A 16628-nucleotide genomic window follows, 5' to 3' on the forward strand; every position below is an offset into this window, starting at 1 on the left:
AGAAAATGAACCAACAGTTTGAATGGAGGAATAGATAAAAAGTGAGTACTACTCAAACGATAGAAAAAAAGGCCCCTTATGGCATTTTAGCCATCTTGATGATCGGGGCATTCATATCCATACTTAATTCAACTCTTTTGAATATTGCACTACCATCCATATCAAAAGATCTTGAAATCGAGACGGCAACCGTCCAATGGTTGGCAACGGGATATATGCTGGTGAATGGTATCATGATTCCTACAACAGCCTTCTTAATTAGAAAATATTCTGTGCGGAAGCTGTTCTTGACAGCGATGTTGCTATTTTCAATCGGGACGATTGTTGCAGGTGTAGCACATGTATTCCCATTGTTATTAGGTGCACGGATGGTTCAGGCGGCTGGTTCAGCGATCATGATGCCATTATTAATGAACGTTCTTTTAACGTCATTCCCTGTTGAAAAGCGTGGATCGGCAATGGGGTTATTCGGTTTAGTCATGATGGCTGCCCCTGCTATCGGACCAACGCTATCCGGATGGATCGTGGAACATTATGACTGGAGAATGCTTTTCCACTTTATTACTCCACTTGCGTTACTAGTTCTTATTCTTGGCTTCTTTAAACTGAAAGACAAGAAAGAAAAAGTAGATATTCGAATAGATATTCTGTCTGTCATTCTATCTAGTTTAGGTTTCGGCGGATTGCTGTACGGCTTCAGCTCAGCGGGTAGCAAGGGCTGGGATAGTCCTTGGGTATACGGAACATTAGCCGTCGGTGCCGTTACACTGGTTCTTTTCATTGTACGCCAGCTTAAAATGGAAACGCCGATGCTTGAATTCAGGATTTTTACCCATCCAATGTTCGCCTTATCAGCGGCCATTTCCATTGTCCTGAATATGGCAATGTTCTCGGCCATGATCTTGATGCCGATGTATATCCAAACGCTTCGTGGCATTTCACCGTTCGATTCGGGACTGTTGATGCTTCCAGGAGCAATCATCATGGCACTCATGTCACCAATTACCGGTAAGCTATTTGATAAGTTCGGAGCACGCGTTCTTGCTGCTGTTGGTTTGCTTATCACCGTTGTTACCACTTATTACTTTAGCGAGTTGACTATGGAAACATCGTATGGAAATATTATGGTTCTGTATTCTGTACGGATGTTCGGGTTGTCCATGGCAATGATGCCTATCATGACAAATGGTTTAAACTCATTGCCGGCCCGTATGAATCCACATGGTACTGCGATGAATAATACACTTAATCAAGTTTCAGGTGCAATCGGAACAGCATTGCTCGTTACGGTCATGTCTAACCGAGCCACTTCGTCTGGCGAAGACCTAATGACTGCTGCCATGAGCAAATTAACAAGTCAGCCTACAGCTGAGATGATGGCTCAAATGCAAGCGCAAGTAGGTATGCAAGCGATGTTAGATGGCATTAACTTCTCTTTCCTTGTATCAACCTTCATCGCTGGATTGGCGCTAATCTTAACATTCTTCATTAAGCGTGCTTGGCCTGCAGAAGATAAGCTAGCTAAAAGGGAAAAACAAACATCATAAGATAATAAAAACGTGATCATGGTCATCTCCTTTTGGGGGAGAGGCTAATGATCATGTTTTTTTATTTTTTTATGGTAAAAATAGGATAATTGCAAATTGATGTAGAAATATCTAACAGGTATCCAAAAAGGAGCTATTAAAGGAGGAGTACATGAGTAAATATGGATTGATTGGAAAGTTCATTGTGAAAGATGGCGAACGTGACGCAATGGTAAATATTTTGTTAGAAGCAGCAGAATCCCTAAAGAGCCTGGACGACTGTGAAATCTATCTCGTCAATATTTCCGAAGAAGAGCCTAACTCTGTTTATGTGTATGAAGTGTGGAACGATGAAGGTGCCCATCAAGCATCCCTCGGTCTTGAAGCGACTCAAACATTAATAAAACGAGCAAAACCAATCATGGCTGGAATGGAGAGGATCGGTACATTACAAACAGAGGGAGGGAAAGGCTTATTGGACTAAATGTGTGAAAGTGAAATTATAGGGTTTCTAAAGGTCCTTCTTTATCCTGTTAGAGGTGTTATCTGATCGTAAATACCAATTGGATAATAAATACTCAAGGAGGGAATCAATGATTTATGAAATGACCATACAAATTCGGGTTACCGATATAGAAGAAGGACGCCAGTGGTATGAGTCCTTCATAAAACGCAAACCTGACTTTATGCCTCATGAAGGTTTTATGGAGTGGGAACTCATTCCAGGGAGTTGGCTACAAGTATCGGAAGGAACACCATCAGAAGGATGTGGTCCGTTACGTATAGGTGTGGTTAGTCTGGAAAAAGAACGGGAAAGAGTCATGCAAGAACTTGGAGTGGAATTTTTTGAGATTCATTCAAGAGCGGAGGTTCCAGTAAAGTGGGGAACGTTTAGTGATCCTTGGGGCAATAGGCTTGGCTTCTTTGAATATGTAAGTAAAACGGAAAAAGCATGAAGTGTGGATATACGTTTTGGGCTTACCATTCGTAATCACAAAAGGGTAAGCAAGGTGTTTTGAAAGCTAAACGGTAAGAATGGGTTGTGTTTCGAAACCTGACTTTTCAAATAAAAGAGGATGGGCATGCTTCTAGATTGTAGAAGAACATGACCCATCCTCTTGCTTTTTTATTCGATTCGACATTAATTCATATCTACATGAGGTGGCGTTTTTTCAATGTTAATTTTGGACAATTTCATTCCTTTATACGATGTGATGCAAGGAACCAAACATAAGACGGCCATTGGGACGCAATAAAGAATGTAGAAGTGTCCTCCTTGTTGTATAAAAGGTAAATAAGCAAGTGCTATGCAAAGCAATGCAGCGAATATGATTAAGAAGATTCCGAAAGACTTATGATAAAATGAATAGACAGCTTCTCTTTCTACGCGCTGTTTGTATAAGGTCTTTGCGACTTTATCAGTGCGGATAAAGAAGTATAAGGACACTAAAAGAAATACAGCCGAGAACGGTAAGGCTAGGGCAAAGTAGGAAACATCAAGAATGCTGAGATAGAAGCTGGTTAAAAAAAACACTTCCGATATACCTAATGCAAAACCATAATTGAAAACGCTTACTTTTGAAGGTTGCTTAATCATGGAAATTCCTCCCTCTTTATATATATATTAAACGATATCCATCTTGTTCACAAGTTAGACACATTTATTTTTTGAAAAATAATCCATTTGGCAGGGGTTTTTGTGGGATACAAAGTTTCCTGGGGAATATAAGTGATGAACAAAAAAGTGGCGGGGTGTAAGTAATACATGAAACTCGCCATCCTTAGTTGGAACGGCGAGTGTGGGTGTTCTTATCCAAAGCCAGGGTGGCGATAATGGGGTAATGGTCAGATCCTGGAGTATAAATCACTTTCGCTTGAGATGTTTTTATCTCCTTTGAAGTGAAAATATAATCAATCCTTTTGGGGATGCCCTCAGCATCATAAGTATAAGCATCGTTTTGTTCGGCGAATGCATCATGAAAATGAGAGGCAAGAGTTTTCAATTCCGTGCTTTGTGGTGTTGTATTCAAGTCACCCATGATGACCTTGTGACCTTTTTTTCTATTTGAAATTTGGATGATTTCGTTCATTTGAATGTGACGCTCGTTAGCAGTTAAAGCTAAGTGTGTATTATAGATGTTGAGTTTATGGCCTTTTATATCGATGACAATTTCCAATAGTCCTCGTTGCTCCGATTCGCCAATTTTCGTAAGAAGGTAATTTTGCGCTTGAATGATTGGATATGTGCTTAATATGGCTGCCCCATATTGTCGGCGGTTTTTTCTTGATTTAAATGGAGGACGATCAATATTGGCCATATAGATATAATGCATGTCGAGACGCTTAGCCAACCAATCGGCTTGATCTTCAAAGCCACTTCGTTCTGACCAATGATTATCCACTTCTTGGAGTCCGATGATATCGGCGCCCTCGGCTTCTACTATACTGGCAATCCGTTCCATATCCAAAACCCCATCCAAACCTACAGCATGGTGGATATTGTAGGACATGACCTTCACGTTTTTCACTTTCTGCTTGGTGAACAACCGTCCAAGTGGAAGACCTTCCCGCAAAACGAACACTCCTTTCCGTTCATTAAACATTTATATTACCTATTAGTATACCTTTTGAAATCATAATATAAAGTGATTCGGGTTATTCAGCTCCTAGACAAGTTGGTGACAAGGGAAGTGGTGTATCATTTTTCCCAAGTGAAAAAGCACAAAAGTTGTAAGACCAACATCATTTATTATAATCTTCGTGCGGAAGGTGCTTTATCTTTTTAATGTAATCTTAGCCGTCAATGGGAGATGGTCAGAAGCTAGGGTGGAGATGACTTTTGGATTTGATATTTTTATGTTTTTTGATGAGAAAATATAATCAATTCTTTTCGGAGTACCATCCGCAGAGTAGTATGTATACGCATCATTTAGATGGGCAAACGCATCACGAAAAGAAGACGAAAGCATCGCTATTTCATTACTTTCTGGTGTTGCATTCAAGTCGCCCACTATGAGCTTGGGCCCTTTGGCTTCAAGGGAGATAGCGATGACCTCATCCACTTGTTTTTGTCTTTGTTCCGGAGCTAAGGCCAAGTGTGCATTATAAACAGTAAGGTGGTTGCCCTTCACTTTGATTGTAGCTTCTAATAACCCACGTTGCTCTGTATTTCTAATCTTCTTAAAGAAATGGTTTTGTGCATGAAGGATTGGATACTTACTTAATATGGCCGTTCCATATTGTCGTCGGTGTTCCCCGTGATTCAAAGGATCACGTTCCAAGTTGGCCATGTATGCATAATGCATATTCAAACGTTTGGCCAACCATTTTGCTTGATCTTCGAAAAGGCTCCGCTCTGACCAATGATTGTCCACTTCCTGTAACCCAATGATTTCGGCATGTTCTCCTTCGATTGTCTTCGCGACCCGGCCTATATCCAGAACCCCATCGATTCCAACAGCATGATGGATGTTGAAGGTTAGAACTTGTATGTCCACTGTCTTTCTCTTACCATGCGGCCGTTCACCAGCCAAGGTATGACGTGCGGGATCCATGGTTACAAGAAAGAGCAATATCGTAATGAAGCCAATTATTTTTCTCAAACTATCACTCCTTTATGAAACGAATATTAATGAAGATATCATTTGACTATTTCATGAACTTTATTAGTCATTCCTCTTTTCGATCCAAGTATAGAGTTAGTCCTTAATACAAATAGTATTAGGAAAGTTAGGGGGAGGGATTTCATGACAAAAAAGATCGTGAAAGGAGCACTGTTTGTATGTCTATTATACGTCCTTTATGCAGTGGCTACGGCGGTTGTTCTGTTCTATTTTCCTTTGGATAAAAAAGGGGAGGCACCCCCTAACGATATAAGTGGTTTTATGGGGCAGGGAGATTCTTCAGATCGAGTGTTGCTCCTGGAAAATGGGTATGAATCGGGACGTGCACGGATGCAAATGATTCAGGAAGCCACTGATACGATTGATATCGCCTATTATTCGATAGCAAAAGGTAAGTCGACTGAGCTGATTCTCGGTGCCCTTATTGATGCGGCGGACCGGGGCGTTAGGGTTCGGGTCCTATTGGATGGGATTAGCCATGGTCTGCGATTTAAAATGAGTGATGTCCGTTTCGCCTTGGCATCACATGAAAATATTGAATTAAGGTATTATGAATCGTTCAAGATATTCAAGCCTTGGACATGGAACAACCGGCTTCACGACAAAATCATGATGGTCGACGGGCGGCTGGGCATCATTGGAGGGCGAAATATCGCCGATAAGTATTTAGCGAAAAAACCACCTAAGAATTTTGTCCATGACCGTGATGTCATCATCTTTCATGCCACGCGAACTGGAGAAAACGTGATCGTTCAGATGAACAAGTATATGAATGAATTATGGAACCACCCATACACGAGCGACCCCTTCTCGGACCTTTCAAAAAGGCAGAGTACTAAAGGAAAAGAGGAAAAAGATAAGCTAACCCATCAATACAAAACCGCCATTAAAGAAAATGAACATTTTGTTACGCCCTCGATGAACTGGATGGCCATCACCACCCCAACGAAACGGGTGAGCTTTTTGCACAATCCGATCGAGCGTTTCAAAAAACAACCTGTTGTCTGGCAAACGCTTATTGATGGAGCGACGGAAGCGGAGAAGTCCGTCCTGATTCAGAGTCCATATGTTGTCCCTACAAAAGAAATGAAGGGATATGTACCAGAAAATATGAATTCGACTGCCAACTGGACCCTACTAACCAATTCCGTGAAATCCACTCCCAATGTTATGGCCTTCTCAGGATACTTGGATTTGAGAGACGACATTATAAAGACTGGGGTAAGACTTTATGAATATGCCGATAAGCATTCCTTACATGCTAAATCGGTGGTCTTTGATCAACGGCTAAGTGCAGTTGGTTCCTTCAACCTTGATTCACGATCATCGGTTTTAAGCACGGACTCGATGGTGATCATAGATAGCGAGGAATTCGCGGTACAGTTGACAGAGGCTATTCATGACAAAATCGATAAAAGCACGTTAGTGGCGGATAAGAAAAAGAAGATAGACACGCCTAAAGATGAGAAAAAGGACAAGTCTTATCGGGCCATTCTATTAAATGCACTCTCGAAGGTGTCCATATTATGGAGAGGATTGGCGTAACTGGTTTCGGAATAGAATATAACCATGAGCATTTTTTTACAAAAGGGAAATTACTCCAACTTATTCTGCAAATATTGTGATATTCTATTGTGATATCATCTAGAAAGTTTGTGGATTGGTAGGAGGATTCTTGAATGGAGATACAAAAAACCGTTGTTCAAAAACAAAAAAAGTCATTATTCTTATTTTTTTTCACCATGGGAATCGTTCTCGTTGCCTTCAATTTACGCCCAGCCATCACTTCAGTGGGACCGTTAGTCGGGGTGATTCAGGCTGATCTTGGAATTGCCCATTGGAGTGCAGGACTTTTGATGAGCGTTCCATTAATTACGTTTGCCATCATGTCGCCTATCGTTCCCAAAATCGCCAATCGCTTAACAAACGAGAAGACATTGTTGGTGGGGTTGTGCGTTTTGCTGATTGGGGTTTGCATTCGGTCGGTTTCGATGTCATTCTTTCTCTTTTTTGGTACCGTTTTCATTGGTATGGGAATCTCCATCGGAAATGTTCTTTTGCCTGTCGTGATAAAAGATAAATTCCCGCAGAAATTCGGTTTGATGACCAGTATCTATTCTACGTCCATGGGGTTGGTTGCTTCTCTGGCATCAGGACTTAGCGTACCATTAGCCAGTGGTTTGAACCTTGGTTGGCAAGGGGCTCTGATTGTCTGGGGAATCCCGGCCGTCTTGGCCATATTGATCTGGGTGTACCTCATCAGATTAGATCAAGGAAAAGGTAATCCCATTAAAAGTGTGAGCTTAAGCGCTACGAAGATCTGGCGCTCACCACTTGCTTGGCAAATCGCGTTATTCATGGGATTTCAATCGTTTTTATTTTATGTCACGATTACATGGTTACCCGAAATCTTGATTAGTCATGGGATAAGCAGGGGGACGGCTGGATGGTTGCTATCATTTACCCAAATCATCGGGTTGCCTTCAAGCTTCTTCATCCCTGTTCTCGCCGCACGACTTAACTCCCAGGTGTGGGTAGCTTTCGCGCTGGGGTTATGCTCGGTTGTCGGATATGCAGGGTTATGGTTTGGATCTTCTTTTCCTATCCTGATCATCAGTATCACGTTAATCGGTATCGCATTGGGAGGGAATTTCCCGTTGGCGCTAAGTTATATAGGCATTCGCGCAAGGAATGCGAAGCGAGCTGCCGAGTTATCGGGAATGGCCCAATCAACAGGCTATCTACTTGCAGCCGTAGGACCGATATTCATTGGATACTTGTTCGATGTGGCTCAAGATTGGACCATTCCGCTTTTTGCACTTATCCTTATCTCTGCATTAGTCATGATATTCGGGATGAGTTCGGGAAGGGCCCGTCATGTGGATTAAACCAAAGTAAAAGGGGCTGTCCCAAAAGGGGTAATTATACCGAAATTGTATAAATGGTAAAAGGCAGAAACGTTGCTTTAACAACATTTCTGCCTCTTTATTTTTGTGAAATTCCCTGGAATAAGGACTTATTAGACAGCCCCTTTTATTTATTTAGTAAATCTTTATTTTTGTTGTATACACTTTTGAATAAAAGATACAAAGGTATCAATATGGCAATATAAACTAGCAAGTACATAGTTGGTACGATGTTAATTTGTTGGTTGATGGTTAAATTAGCTGCATACATTCCAAAAGCTAAGGCAAACAAAATCAAGTAAGCTTTTGATGTGAATTGTAAGGTTTTGACCCTAGATTCCTTCATATTCTTAGAATAATAACGATGAAAAATGATTTGGGCTAATTCTATGTATCCTTTCAAAATAGGTGCGGTTAAAGCGCCAAGTGGCCCTATACATAAGACCATAATTAAATCGAACCCGAAATCTCTTTTGCTTTCGTACTTATTTTGGTTGAGGTATTCTTCTTGTTCTGCAAGCTCGGTAAATGGATGTGGGTCTTCTTTGAAATTTGCGATTGTTTCTTTAATGGCTGTGGTTTCGTCTTTTCCATTTGCGATTTTATTTTCCACCTCGGAATACATATGATCTTTCATTTCAACCATTATTTTTTTCTTTTGTGTGAAGGAACTTCAATGAATTTTTTTTCGATATCATTTAAGAATAAATCGATAATAGTATAGTTATTCGTCATCAGTAATGGTCTCCTTCTCTTTGAAGTAAAAAAAAATTATATATAATGACCAAGACCTAAGGTTAATGCTGGGCCTTTTCCAACGCCAGTTTCATTCCAAAGCCGATTAGCACTGTGCCTGTGATGCCTTCAAAAACCTTTTGAGTCCGCGGTCTTTTCATGAAAGCACTGATCTGGTTAAGCAAGTAGATATAGAAGATGAACCAGAGCGCAGTCAGTCCGGTGTAGGTGGCACCCATCAATAGAAAGGGCAGGAATGTATCCTGTCCAGGGTTCACGAACTGTGGAAGAAATGTTAGAAAGAACACCGCCACTTTCGGATTGAGCAAATTGGTCAGGAACCCCTGTTTAAAACAAGACTTGCTTCCGTATTTATCTTCATCCTTCCTTTCACCGGTTACTGCCACTTTCTTATTCCTCAATCCCCATAATGTCTTGATGCCTAGATAAATCAAGTACACGGCCCCGACATATTTAAAGATGGAAAATAATAAAGCTGATTTGACGATGATTGCTGAAAGTCCTAAGACAGCGGCGGATGTATGAATGAGCAAGGCACAACACGTACCAAGCATCGTTTGGAGGCCACCCGTTTTTCCAATCGAAAAGGTGTTCTTAGTCGCAATCGCCGTATCAGGACCGGGCAATAGGATGAGAAGAATGCACATCATGATAAATAAATAATAGTTTTCCATGTGAGAAACCGCCCATCTTCATTTGATTATTCTGATAATTCATCATTTAATGTACCATAGATCATTCTGGAAGAGGATAGGTAAATGAAATATTACATCGTTCCCTGTATTTGTTTGCTATACTGTAAGCAAACTGATTGAAGAAGATAATCCGACGTTCCAAAGGAGAACTTAATCCATGCAAACTTTAGAACATGTATCCAACCATATCGTTTACCTGACGCGAGTGGAGGTAAACGACCGGCCAATTTTGGTCGCTGTTTCAGGAGCGAAGAAAACGCTCATCATTGATGCGGGGAATTCTGTTTCACATGCGCAACTTTTTCAAGCTGAATTGGCGAAGATCGATTGGAGTGGGGACATGCTTGTTCTTACTCATTCTCATTGGGATCATGTATTCGGATTGGGACATGTGGACATTCCCGTGATTTGCCAGGAACGAACGTACCGAAATGTGAAAGAGATGCAGTCTCTTTCTTGGGACGATCACGCATTAGATCAACGGGTCGAGGAAGGAATCGAGATTCCATTTTGTGCCGATGCCATTAAATTGGAGTTCGGTTCGAAGCGGGATATCTCGATGAAGCTTCCTGATATAGTTTTTGAAAAGTCACTAACGATTGATCTTGGCGATATCACATGCATCGTTGAACACGTAGGTGGAGACCACGCCGCTGATTCTTGCATCGTGTATGTCCCAGAGGAAAAGACCTTAATGCTGGGAGATTGCCTGTATGCCAATCTTTATGCGGATAAATGGAATTATACCGCTGAAGAAGCCTTGAGGCTCGTTGAGAAGATTGAATCCTATGATGCCGAAACGTATATCCTTTCCCATCATGATCAGCCTTGCACGAAACAGGAAATGGAGCAGGAGTTCAAGTTATTCAAAGATTGTGCCAGCCTTGTCGGCAAACATCAGGGGGATCAAGCAGCAATGGAGCGGGAACTGGCGACGAAGCTTAAGCGTGATCTAACCGAAAGTGAAAGGGAAACAGTGACCTTCTTTGTAAATGGCTATAAAGGTTGAAAAAGACACAAAAAAGTCGAATTCCTGTAACAGGAGTCGACTTTTTTTGTGTCTTATTCTGCTTTCACCAGAATCTCTTTCTTCCCATAAATCCGGTAAAGAATCAAGGCGAACACCATTCCGACGAATGAGATGGAAGAAATCGAAAGATAAAGGACTTTTCCTCCAAAAGCACCGTAGATGGCGCCCCCTACATATGAGGCGAGAATTCCCGATACCCCAAAGAACAGCAAGGCCAATATCGTCTGACCAGTGGCACGCCATTCGGCTGGGACGATCCGGTACAAATACTGTATGGCCGCCGAGTAGAAAATCGGGAAGGTTAACAGTTGCAGGATCTGCAAGTAAGCTAACAGGTGCGGGTCGGTTAACCAGGCCGAGACGAAGTACCGAATGAAGAAAAATGCGGCAGCGAATGAGATGATGATGATTTCCTTCCCTTTGCGAAGCCACCAGAAGCTTAAGGCAAACACGACAATTTCACTTCCAGCCGCCAAGAACCAAGTGAGTCCAACGAGAGTGGTACTTCCACCAAGTTCCCGAATGTACACACCAAGGAACGTATCGTTCATCCTGGCCGGAACGGCACATATAAAGACCAGTAAAAGGAATAGCAACGTTTCTTTATTACTGAAAAAGTGCTTGAGCGTTTTCATCGTGACGGGCTTCCCGGAGACGGGCGCATCGGGCATCATCCAGATGATGACAAAACCGATAATGGCAATGCCAGAAAAGAGCCAAGCTAGACTAGTAGCACCGAAATGGGACATGACATAGCCGGTAATCAATGAGATTACGGCATATCCTAAAGCACCGTATGTACGGATGGAGCCATAACTGATTCCATTCGATTCTGCAATCGTGAAATTGAGGCTTTCCGTAAGCGGGTCAATCGGCATAAGGAAAAAGTATAGCAACATGGCAAATAGAATCAGGTGGAGATAGCTTCCCGAATCGTACAAGAAATACCCGAGTATGCTTGAGCAGAGAATCAGCAACAACAGGACTTTGCGAATGGTCTTTGTTTTGTCGCTGATCATTCCCCACAAAGGTTGAGTGATCAAAGTCACAAACCCGCCCGTACCGATGATGAAACCGATTTGACCTGGCGATAGACCTTGATCATCCAGATAGACCGGAAGAAAGGGAATGAAAATGGCAAGTAAACCAAAGTATAAAAAGTTAAAGCTTCTTAGTAGTCGTAATGTTTTCATAAAATGTAATAGTACCCCACATATTCTATAGATTGATGTCCACTCAACTTTTTTATTGTAACATTCCTATAATTAATTGAAATCATAGATTTATTTATTCCTATATTTAGTTCAATGTTGTAAGTATTTTTTACCATTTTATACTTTGTATGGGGACTCATGATATAATTAATGACAGAAAATGAGGCAGGGAGTGGGGTTTTGGACCAAAATGCAAAAGTTGTTCAAGAGTTACAGGAGCTTAAACAAAAGGTTGCATCTCTTGAAGACTTATTAATTACGGAAAGAAAAGAGAAAGCAGGCCCCGGCCGTACTTTTATGGATGCTGTTTTATCGTTATTATTCGGATTATTTGTTGTAGGACCGGTTGTCGTAGTAGTTATCGGGGTTTTAATGATAGTCATGTCATGGTTAGGGAAAGGGTTTTAAGTACCTTTTTTTAGCTTGTCACGTTATAAATTTTTCTTGTATAGGGTTTTGTCCTCCAAGAATAAAGATTTTGACATAATCATAGCTTTTAAATACGATAGATGAATACATGATTCATATGAAAAGATATGGGGTAAATCCTATAATATAAATTCAATAAAAAAACGGAGTAAGCTATGAAAAAAAACATGAAAATCCTTTACCCATTAAGTTATTTATTATTGTTTATCCTTACTAGTTTTATATACTCCATCATCAACCAATTGCCGAGTGATGCGGTCGATGTCACGACGAAAATAGATGAGGGGATTCCCTTTATCAAGGAATTCATCATTCCTTACTTACTTTGGTATCCGTTTATGTATGGATTATTGATTTATTATTGCTTTGTTGACCGAAAGCAATATTTCGTGGCGATAAGCAGTTTGATATCCGGTAAATTGATTTGTTTTGTCGTCTATGTTTTCTGGCAAACGACTGTACCGCGGCCGGACGTTGTCGGGGACGATATCTTTGCAAACCTGGTCCGTTTCATTTATATGCATGACCAGCCTGTCAACTGTCTACCTAGTATCCATGTAATGACGACGTTTATCATGATGATCATCGTATATAACAGAAAAGAAGACTTCAAGCGGGAATATGCATGTGTGACGGTCATGGGTACCCTTATTATCCTCTCCACATTATTCACGAAACAGCATGCCATCCTGGATGCATTGGCAGGGATTCTTGTCGCCTGTGCGGTATATGCTGCTGCCCAGTTTATGTTCAATGGTGGAATGAGCGTTCAGGTTAACCACATTAGAACAGCTCGAATGAAAAAGAGAATGAAAAATAGTGACCTATAAAAAAATAGTAAGGACTGTCTTCATAGTGGGCAGTCCTTTTTGCGATTGTTGCAAGCCTTCGATGGGCAATCATCCTAAATGAAGTTGTTTCTTTGCGCCGCGTCTATATAGTTCCTTGCAGAGGTCTTTGTATTGGAAAATAGATAAATTCCCGCTCACGTATTCTTTTTGAATGTAATCTAATAATTCATCAGCATGAAAAGGCTTTTGGCGTGTTTCTTGAATATAGTGCAAAATTAAAACTTCAATTGTCAGTTCGCTCACCTAACATTTCTATTGGATTTTTTATCTTTAACAATATAACATGGAAAATATAGTAAGATTAGTTTTTAGAAAATTTAAACTACCGACATTTTCATACAATTAAAGACAGAAAGAGTGGTGGGGATTTAAATGGATGAAAAAGGCCTGGTTATTCAACCAAGCGTTTTTAGTACTTCCTTCGTGTATATTGTAGTGTTTTTTAGTTATTGCTCTTCTTAATGGGAGAATCGCCTTTTTCCCATGTCGTAGGGCCTTCATCGCTCGGGACGAATTTATTCCAATATGCCCCTGACGTCTTATCAAAGATGATCATATTATTTTCATTTACAGGGACTAATTCATATCGATCTTCATGACTTGCACCCTTAGAATCTTCTTTAGATGAGGCCATCAGAAATAAACCTAGGATTGTAAAACCCATGATGATGGCCACCCCGATGATTAATGAGGAACTATTTTTCATACTCACCCTCCATGTGTATCCATTATCTAACATTTATTATATAGTCTTTCCACCCTTTAGAGTGGATTTTCTTTTGAATAACTTCATGAAAAACAAAACCCCCATCTCAGTAACGAGATGGGGGAGAAGTGATTACATTTCAGTGTCTAGTTTAACAGATGTTTCGTTGTATTGTTCTTTATCCAGGTCATGCGTGATTTTACTAGTCAGCACACCTGACGTCATGCTTCCGCTAACGTTCAAGGCGGTTCTACCCATGTCGATTAATGGTTCAACCGAAATTAATAGTCCTGCCAAGGCTACCGGTAAGTCCATTGCGGAAAGGACGAGGATGGCTGCGAATGTTGCACCGCCGCCGACACCTGCCACTCCAAAGGAACTGATGGCCACAATAAGGATCAAAGTGGCGATAAAGGATGGAGAAAGCGGATTGATTCCCACTGTCGGTGCAATCATGACGGCAAGCATGGCTGGATAAATACCAGCACACCCATTTTGTCCGATGGATAACCCGAATGATCCGGCAAAGTTGGCAATCCCTTCAGAGACACCTAGTTGCTTTTGCGTTTGAATGTTCATAGGTAGTGCACCTGCACTCGATCTAGCTGTGAAAGCGAATGACAAGACAGGGAATGCTTTTCTTAAATAAGTGATTGGATTCAATCCTGCAATCATCAGCAATAGCAGATGAATCAAGAACATCACGATAAGGGCTACATAAGAAGCTCCCACGAATTTTCCTAATTTAAGGATGGCATCGAGGTCACTCGTTGCGACCGTAGTTGTCATGATCGCCAAGATTCCATAAGGAGTCAAGCGTAAAATTAACGTCACCACTCGCATAATGATACTGTGCAGGGCATCGACGATTTTAGAGAAAAACTCTGCGTGTTCAGGCTGTTTTCTTTTAACCCCTAGATAGGCGATACCAAGAAATGCAGCAAAGATGACCACTGAAATCGTAGAAGTCGAGCGAGCACCCGTTAAATCAAGAAACGGATTGGCTGGAATTAACTCGATGATTTGTTGTGGCATCGACATTTTATCTTCGATGGTACCCGTTTTTTCCGTTATTTCAGCACCACGGCTCGTTTCTGCATCACCTTGTTCAATTTGAACGGCTTCCAAATCGAATACTGTGGCCGATGTAATACCGATGGCTGCTGCAATGGCAGTCGTTCCAAGCAAGATCCCGATGATCAAGACACTGATTTTACCGATATTGCTTGTAAGCTTCAATCTTGTAAATGCTGACAAGATCGAAATGAATACAAGTGGCATAACGATCATCTGTAGGAACTTCACGTAACCCGAACCTACAATGTTAAACCAATCGGTCGATTTCACAATCGCAACCGAACCAGGTTCATAGAAGTACTGCAAAAGAAGACCGAATATGATCCCTAACCCAAGTGCAGTAAAAACTCTTTTAGTAAAGGAAATATGTTTTTTGTTCATATAAAATAGAAGGCCCAACAGGACGATCATTATGGCGATATTCAGAAAAACATAACCAATCATTTTAATCCACTCCAATTCCTATTAATCTACTCTGAATAATAAATACTAGAGTATGATACATCATTTATTACTATTTTACCAGCGATAAATAGTATGATTTAAAGATATTTTTTTTGAAGGGTAGAAATGGAGGGGGCTGGAGGTGAAATTCTTTTTTAGGAGGTCAGCACTTCAAAGGGGCAATCATCCCGAATGTAAAAAAATACTCCTCGGTTAAAAGGAGTATTCAGGTATCTAGTTCCCTAATTTTTCAATTTGGTTGGTCAGGCTTGTGATATTATCAATCGTCTTCATGATTTCCGAATCTTCAAGGACCGCAGGATTCAATGTCCCATCTTCCATATTTTTTAGATATAAATCGATTCCGTCTTGAAGCTGTTGGTTGGAACTGACGATTTTATCGTGAATGCCATCAGCGATTTGGGGCGGTTCGGTTTCATTGAATTCTTCGATTTCCGTTTTCATCGTTTGCAGTTCATTCTCAAGTGTCTTCATTGCCTCCTTGTCGGTGACAGCATCCTTAGAGAGGGCGGGCACTTCATTGGCAAACTCTTTTACGGTACCGACATAGCTTGTTGCGGTATCGGCATAGTCTAATGATGAATTGACTTCCCCTAGAAGCGAGCAGCCGGTTAATAAGATAAGTGATGTACATAGCATAAGTATTTTTTTCATGTTTTTCCTCCTGTATGGTTTATTAAATGGGCAAGAACCTTTTCTTATAGATGGCCGCAATGGAATTGAGAATAAAGGTAGGGATTTTCTTGGGAAAGTAGGGCCTCCTATAGAAAAGGTGGAATACGCGTTTTAAATCATGCCATTGCTTGCAGGATTTTGTCTGTCGGAACCGCGCAAGATCGATAATCTTCACTTTCTTATCGGACGTTATCAAGATGTTCCGTAAATGGATATCGGATGGATTCAAGCCTACCTTTCTGGCCAAGTTCAGGGCATGATCGATTTCCTTCACCTTTTCTTCCGTTACCGGGATGCCCATCGTCAAATGTTCAAAAAGCGTGTGACCCTCGATGTAATCAATCACGAGGTAACGCTCCCCTGCATCGAATAGGGTCGGGTAGTACTCGATATGCTGAACGGCCCGGTAAATATCCGCTTCTATTTTAGCCGTGTGGGTATGAGCCGGGAAAAATACTTTCAAGGCTAGGTCGGTATCTTGGATTCTAAATACATATGCGCTTCGTCCTTTGCCGATTAGCGACAATGAATCATCTGCCTCGATCAATGTATGGTTTTTATCGTTCGCGATTTTCACATTTTGAGCCAACCTATAATATTGTGACAACTCCTTCACACCTCTCCAAAAGATTGATGATACAAAAAAAGACGGTATAACCGATTATCTTGGTTATA

The 16628-nt window shown here is 41.1% G+C and carries 19 protein-coding genes; 8 read left to right on the forward strand and 11 right to left on the reverse strand.

Features of this window, described 5'->3' with window-relative positions:
* Window positions 1-98: 98 nt before the first annotated feature.
* The 3 genes from ACIQXR_RS14965 to ACIQXR_RS14975 all read left to right on the forward strand — a co-directional run bounded on the left by ACIQXR_RS14965 (window position 99) and on the right by ACIQXR_RS14975 (window position 2482).
* A complete protein-coding gene (locus ACIQXR_RS14965; RefSeq protein ID WP_402873934.1) occupies window positions 99-1547 on the forward strand; it encodes a DHA2 family efflux MFS transporter permease subunit in 1449 nt (482 codons plus the stop codon).
* A 151-nt stretch (window positions 1548-1698) separates the two neighbouring features.
* Complete coding sequence (locus ACIQXR_RS14970; RefSeq protein ID WP_402873747.1) at window positions 1699-2010, forward strand: putative quinol monooxygenase; 312 nt, start codon at window positions 1699-1701, stop codon at window positions 2008-2010.
* A gap of 109 nt (window positions 2011-2119) precedes the next feature.
* Entirely contained in the window at window positions 2120-2482 is a 363-nt protein-coding gene (locus ACIQXR_RS14975; protein WP_402873749.1) for a VOC family protein, read from the forward strand.
* A 185-nt stretch (window positions 2483-2667) separates the two neighbouring features.
* On the opposite strand, the gene ACIQXR_RS14980 is transcribed toward ACIQXR_RS14975, so the two are convergent.
* The 3 genes from ACIQXR_RS14980 to ACIQXR_RS14990 all read right to left on the reverse strand — a co-directional run bounded on the left by ACIQXR_RS14980 (window position 2668) and on the right by ACIQXR_RS14990 (window position 5128).
* Window positions 2668-3123, reverse strand: a complete 456-nt coding sequence (locus ACIQXR_RS14980) for a hypothetical protein (protein WP_402873753.1) — start codon at window positions 3121-3123, stop codon at window positions 2668-2670.
* A 184-nt stretch (window positions 3124-3307) separates the two neighbouring features.
* Window positions 3308-4099 carry an endonuclease/exonuclease/phosphatase family protein gene (locus ACIQXR_RS14985; protein WP_402873756.1) on the reverse strand — a complete coding sequence of 264 codons (792 nt, stop codon included), beginning with the start codon at window positions 4097-4099 and terminating at the stop codon, window positions 3308-3310.
* Window positions 4100-4300: 201 nt separating this feature from the next.
* On the reverse strand, window positions 4301-5128 hold the full coding sequence (locus ACIQXR_RS14990; RefSeq protein ID WP_402873759.1) for an endonuclease/exonuclease/phosphatase family protein: 828 nt from the start codon (window positions 5126-5128) through the stop codon (window positions 4301-4303).
* A 144-nt stretch (window positions 5129-5272) separates the two neighbouring features.
* On the opposite strand from ACIQXR_RS14990, the gene ACIQXR_RS14995 reads away from it, so the two are divergent.
* Window positions 5273-6694 (forward strand): phospholipase D-like domain-containing protein, encoded by a 1422-nt coding sequence (locus tag ACIQXR_RS14995; protein WP_402873762.1) that lies wholly within the window; start codon window positions 5273-5275, stop codon window positions 6692-6694.
* Window positions 6695-6828: 134 nt separating this feature from the next.
* Window positions 6829-8037 (forward strand): CynX/NimT family MFS transporter, encoded by a 1209-nt coding sequence (locus ACIQXR_RS15000; protein WP_402873765.1) that lies wholly within the window; start codon window positions 6829-6831, stop codon window positions 8035-8037.
* Between the two features lie 145 nt (window positions 8038-8182).
* Here the strand turns inward: ACIQXR_RS15000 and ACIQXR_RS15005 are convergent, their stop codons facing one another.
* A complete protein-coding gene (locus tag ACIQXR_RS15005) occupies window positions 8183-8701 on the reverse strand; it encodes a hypothetical protein (protein WP_403080295.1) in 519 nt (172 codons plus the stop codon).
* Window positions 8702-8852: 151 nt separating this feature from the next.
* Complete coding sequence (locus ACIQXR_RS15010) at window positions 8853-9485, reverse strand: LysE family translocator (protein ID WP_402873771.1); 633 nt, start codon at window positions 9483-9485, stop codon at window positions 8853-8855.
* A 178-nt stretch (window positions 9486-9663) separates the two neighbouring features.
* Between ACIQXR_RS15010 and ACIQXR_RS15015 the strand changes: the two genes are divergently transcribed.
* On the forward strand, window positions 9664-10515 hold the full coding sequence (locus tag ACIQXR_RS15015) for an MBL fold metallo-hydrolase (protein WP_402873774.1): 852 nt from the start codon (window positions 9664-9666) through the stop codon (window positions 10513-10515).
* Window positions 10516-10568: 53 nt separating this feature from the next.
* Here the strand turns inward: ACIQXR_RS15015 and ACIQXR_RS15020 are convergent, their stop codons facing one another.
* A complete protein-coding gene (locus ACIQXR_RS15020) occupies window positions 10569-11729 on the reverse strand; it encodes an MFS transporter (RefSeq protein WP_402873777.1) in 1161 nt (386 codons plus the stop codon).
* A 201-nt stretch (window positions 11730-11930) separates the two neighbouring features.
* Between ACIQXR_RS15020 and ACIQXR_RS15025 the strand changes: the two genes are divergently transcribed.
* Window positions 11931-12158 carry a hypothetical protein gene (locus tag ACIQXR_RS15025; protein WP_403080297.1) on the forward strand — a complete coding sequence of 76 codons (228 nt, stop codon included), beginning with the start codon at window positions 11931-11933 and terminating at the stop codon, window positions 12156-12158.
* A gap of 176 nt (window positions 12159-12334) precedes the next feature.
* The gene (locus ACIQXR_RS15030) at window positions 12335-13009 is read left to right on the forward strand and encodes a phosphatase PAP2 family protein (protein ID WP_402873783.1); all 675 of its coding nucleotides are present in this window, start codon (window positions 12335-12337) and stop codon (window positions 13007-13009) included.
* Between the two features lie 69 nt (window positions 13010-13078).
* On the opposite strand, the gene yppF is transcribed toward ACIQXR_RS15030, so the two are convergent.
* From yppF to ACIQXR_RS15055, 5 genes are all read right to left on the reverse strand, one after another.
* Window positions 13079-13273 carry a YppF family protein gene (gene yppF, locus ACIQXR_RS15035; protein ID WP_402873786.1) on the reverse strand — a complete coding sequence of 65 codons (195 nt, stop codon included), beginning with the start codon at window positions 13271-13273 and terminating at the stop codon, window positions 13079-13081.
* A 199-nt stretch (window positions 13274-13472) separates the two neighbouring features.
* Window positions 13473-13736, reverse strand: coding sequence for a hypothetical protein (locus ACIQXR_RS15040; protein WP_402873788.1), 264 nt, complete (start codon window positions 13734-13736; stop codon window positions 13473-13475).
* Window positions 13737-13868: 132 nt separating this feature from the next.
* Entirely contained in the window at window positions 13869-15257 is a 1389-nt protein-coding gene (locus tag ACIQXR_RS15045) for an L-cystine transporter (protein ID WP_402873791.1), read from the reverse strand.
* Window positions 15258-15491: 234 nt separating this feature from the next.
* The gene (locus tag ACIQXR_RS15050) at window positions 15492-15932 is read right to left on the reverse strand and encodes a DUF6376 family protein (RefSeq protein ID WP_402873793.1); all 441 of its coding nucleotides are present in this window, start codon (window positions 15930-15932) and stop codon (window positions 15492-15494) included.
* Window positions 15933-15954: 22 nt separating this feature from the next.
* Entirely contained in the window at window positions 15955-16569 is a 615-nt protein-coding gene (locus tag ACIQXR_RS15055; protein WP_402873795.1) for a protein kinase domain-containing protein, read from the reverse strand.
* Window positions 16570-16628: the final 59 nt, after the last annotated feature.

The organism is Peribacillus sp. NPDC097224 (assembly GCF_044761985.1).
GTDB lineage: Bacteria > Bacillota > Bacilli > Bacillales > DSM-1321 > Peribacillus.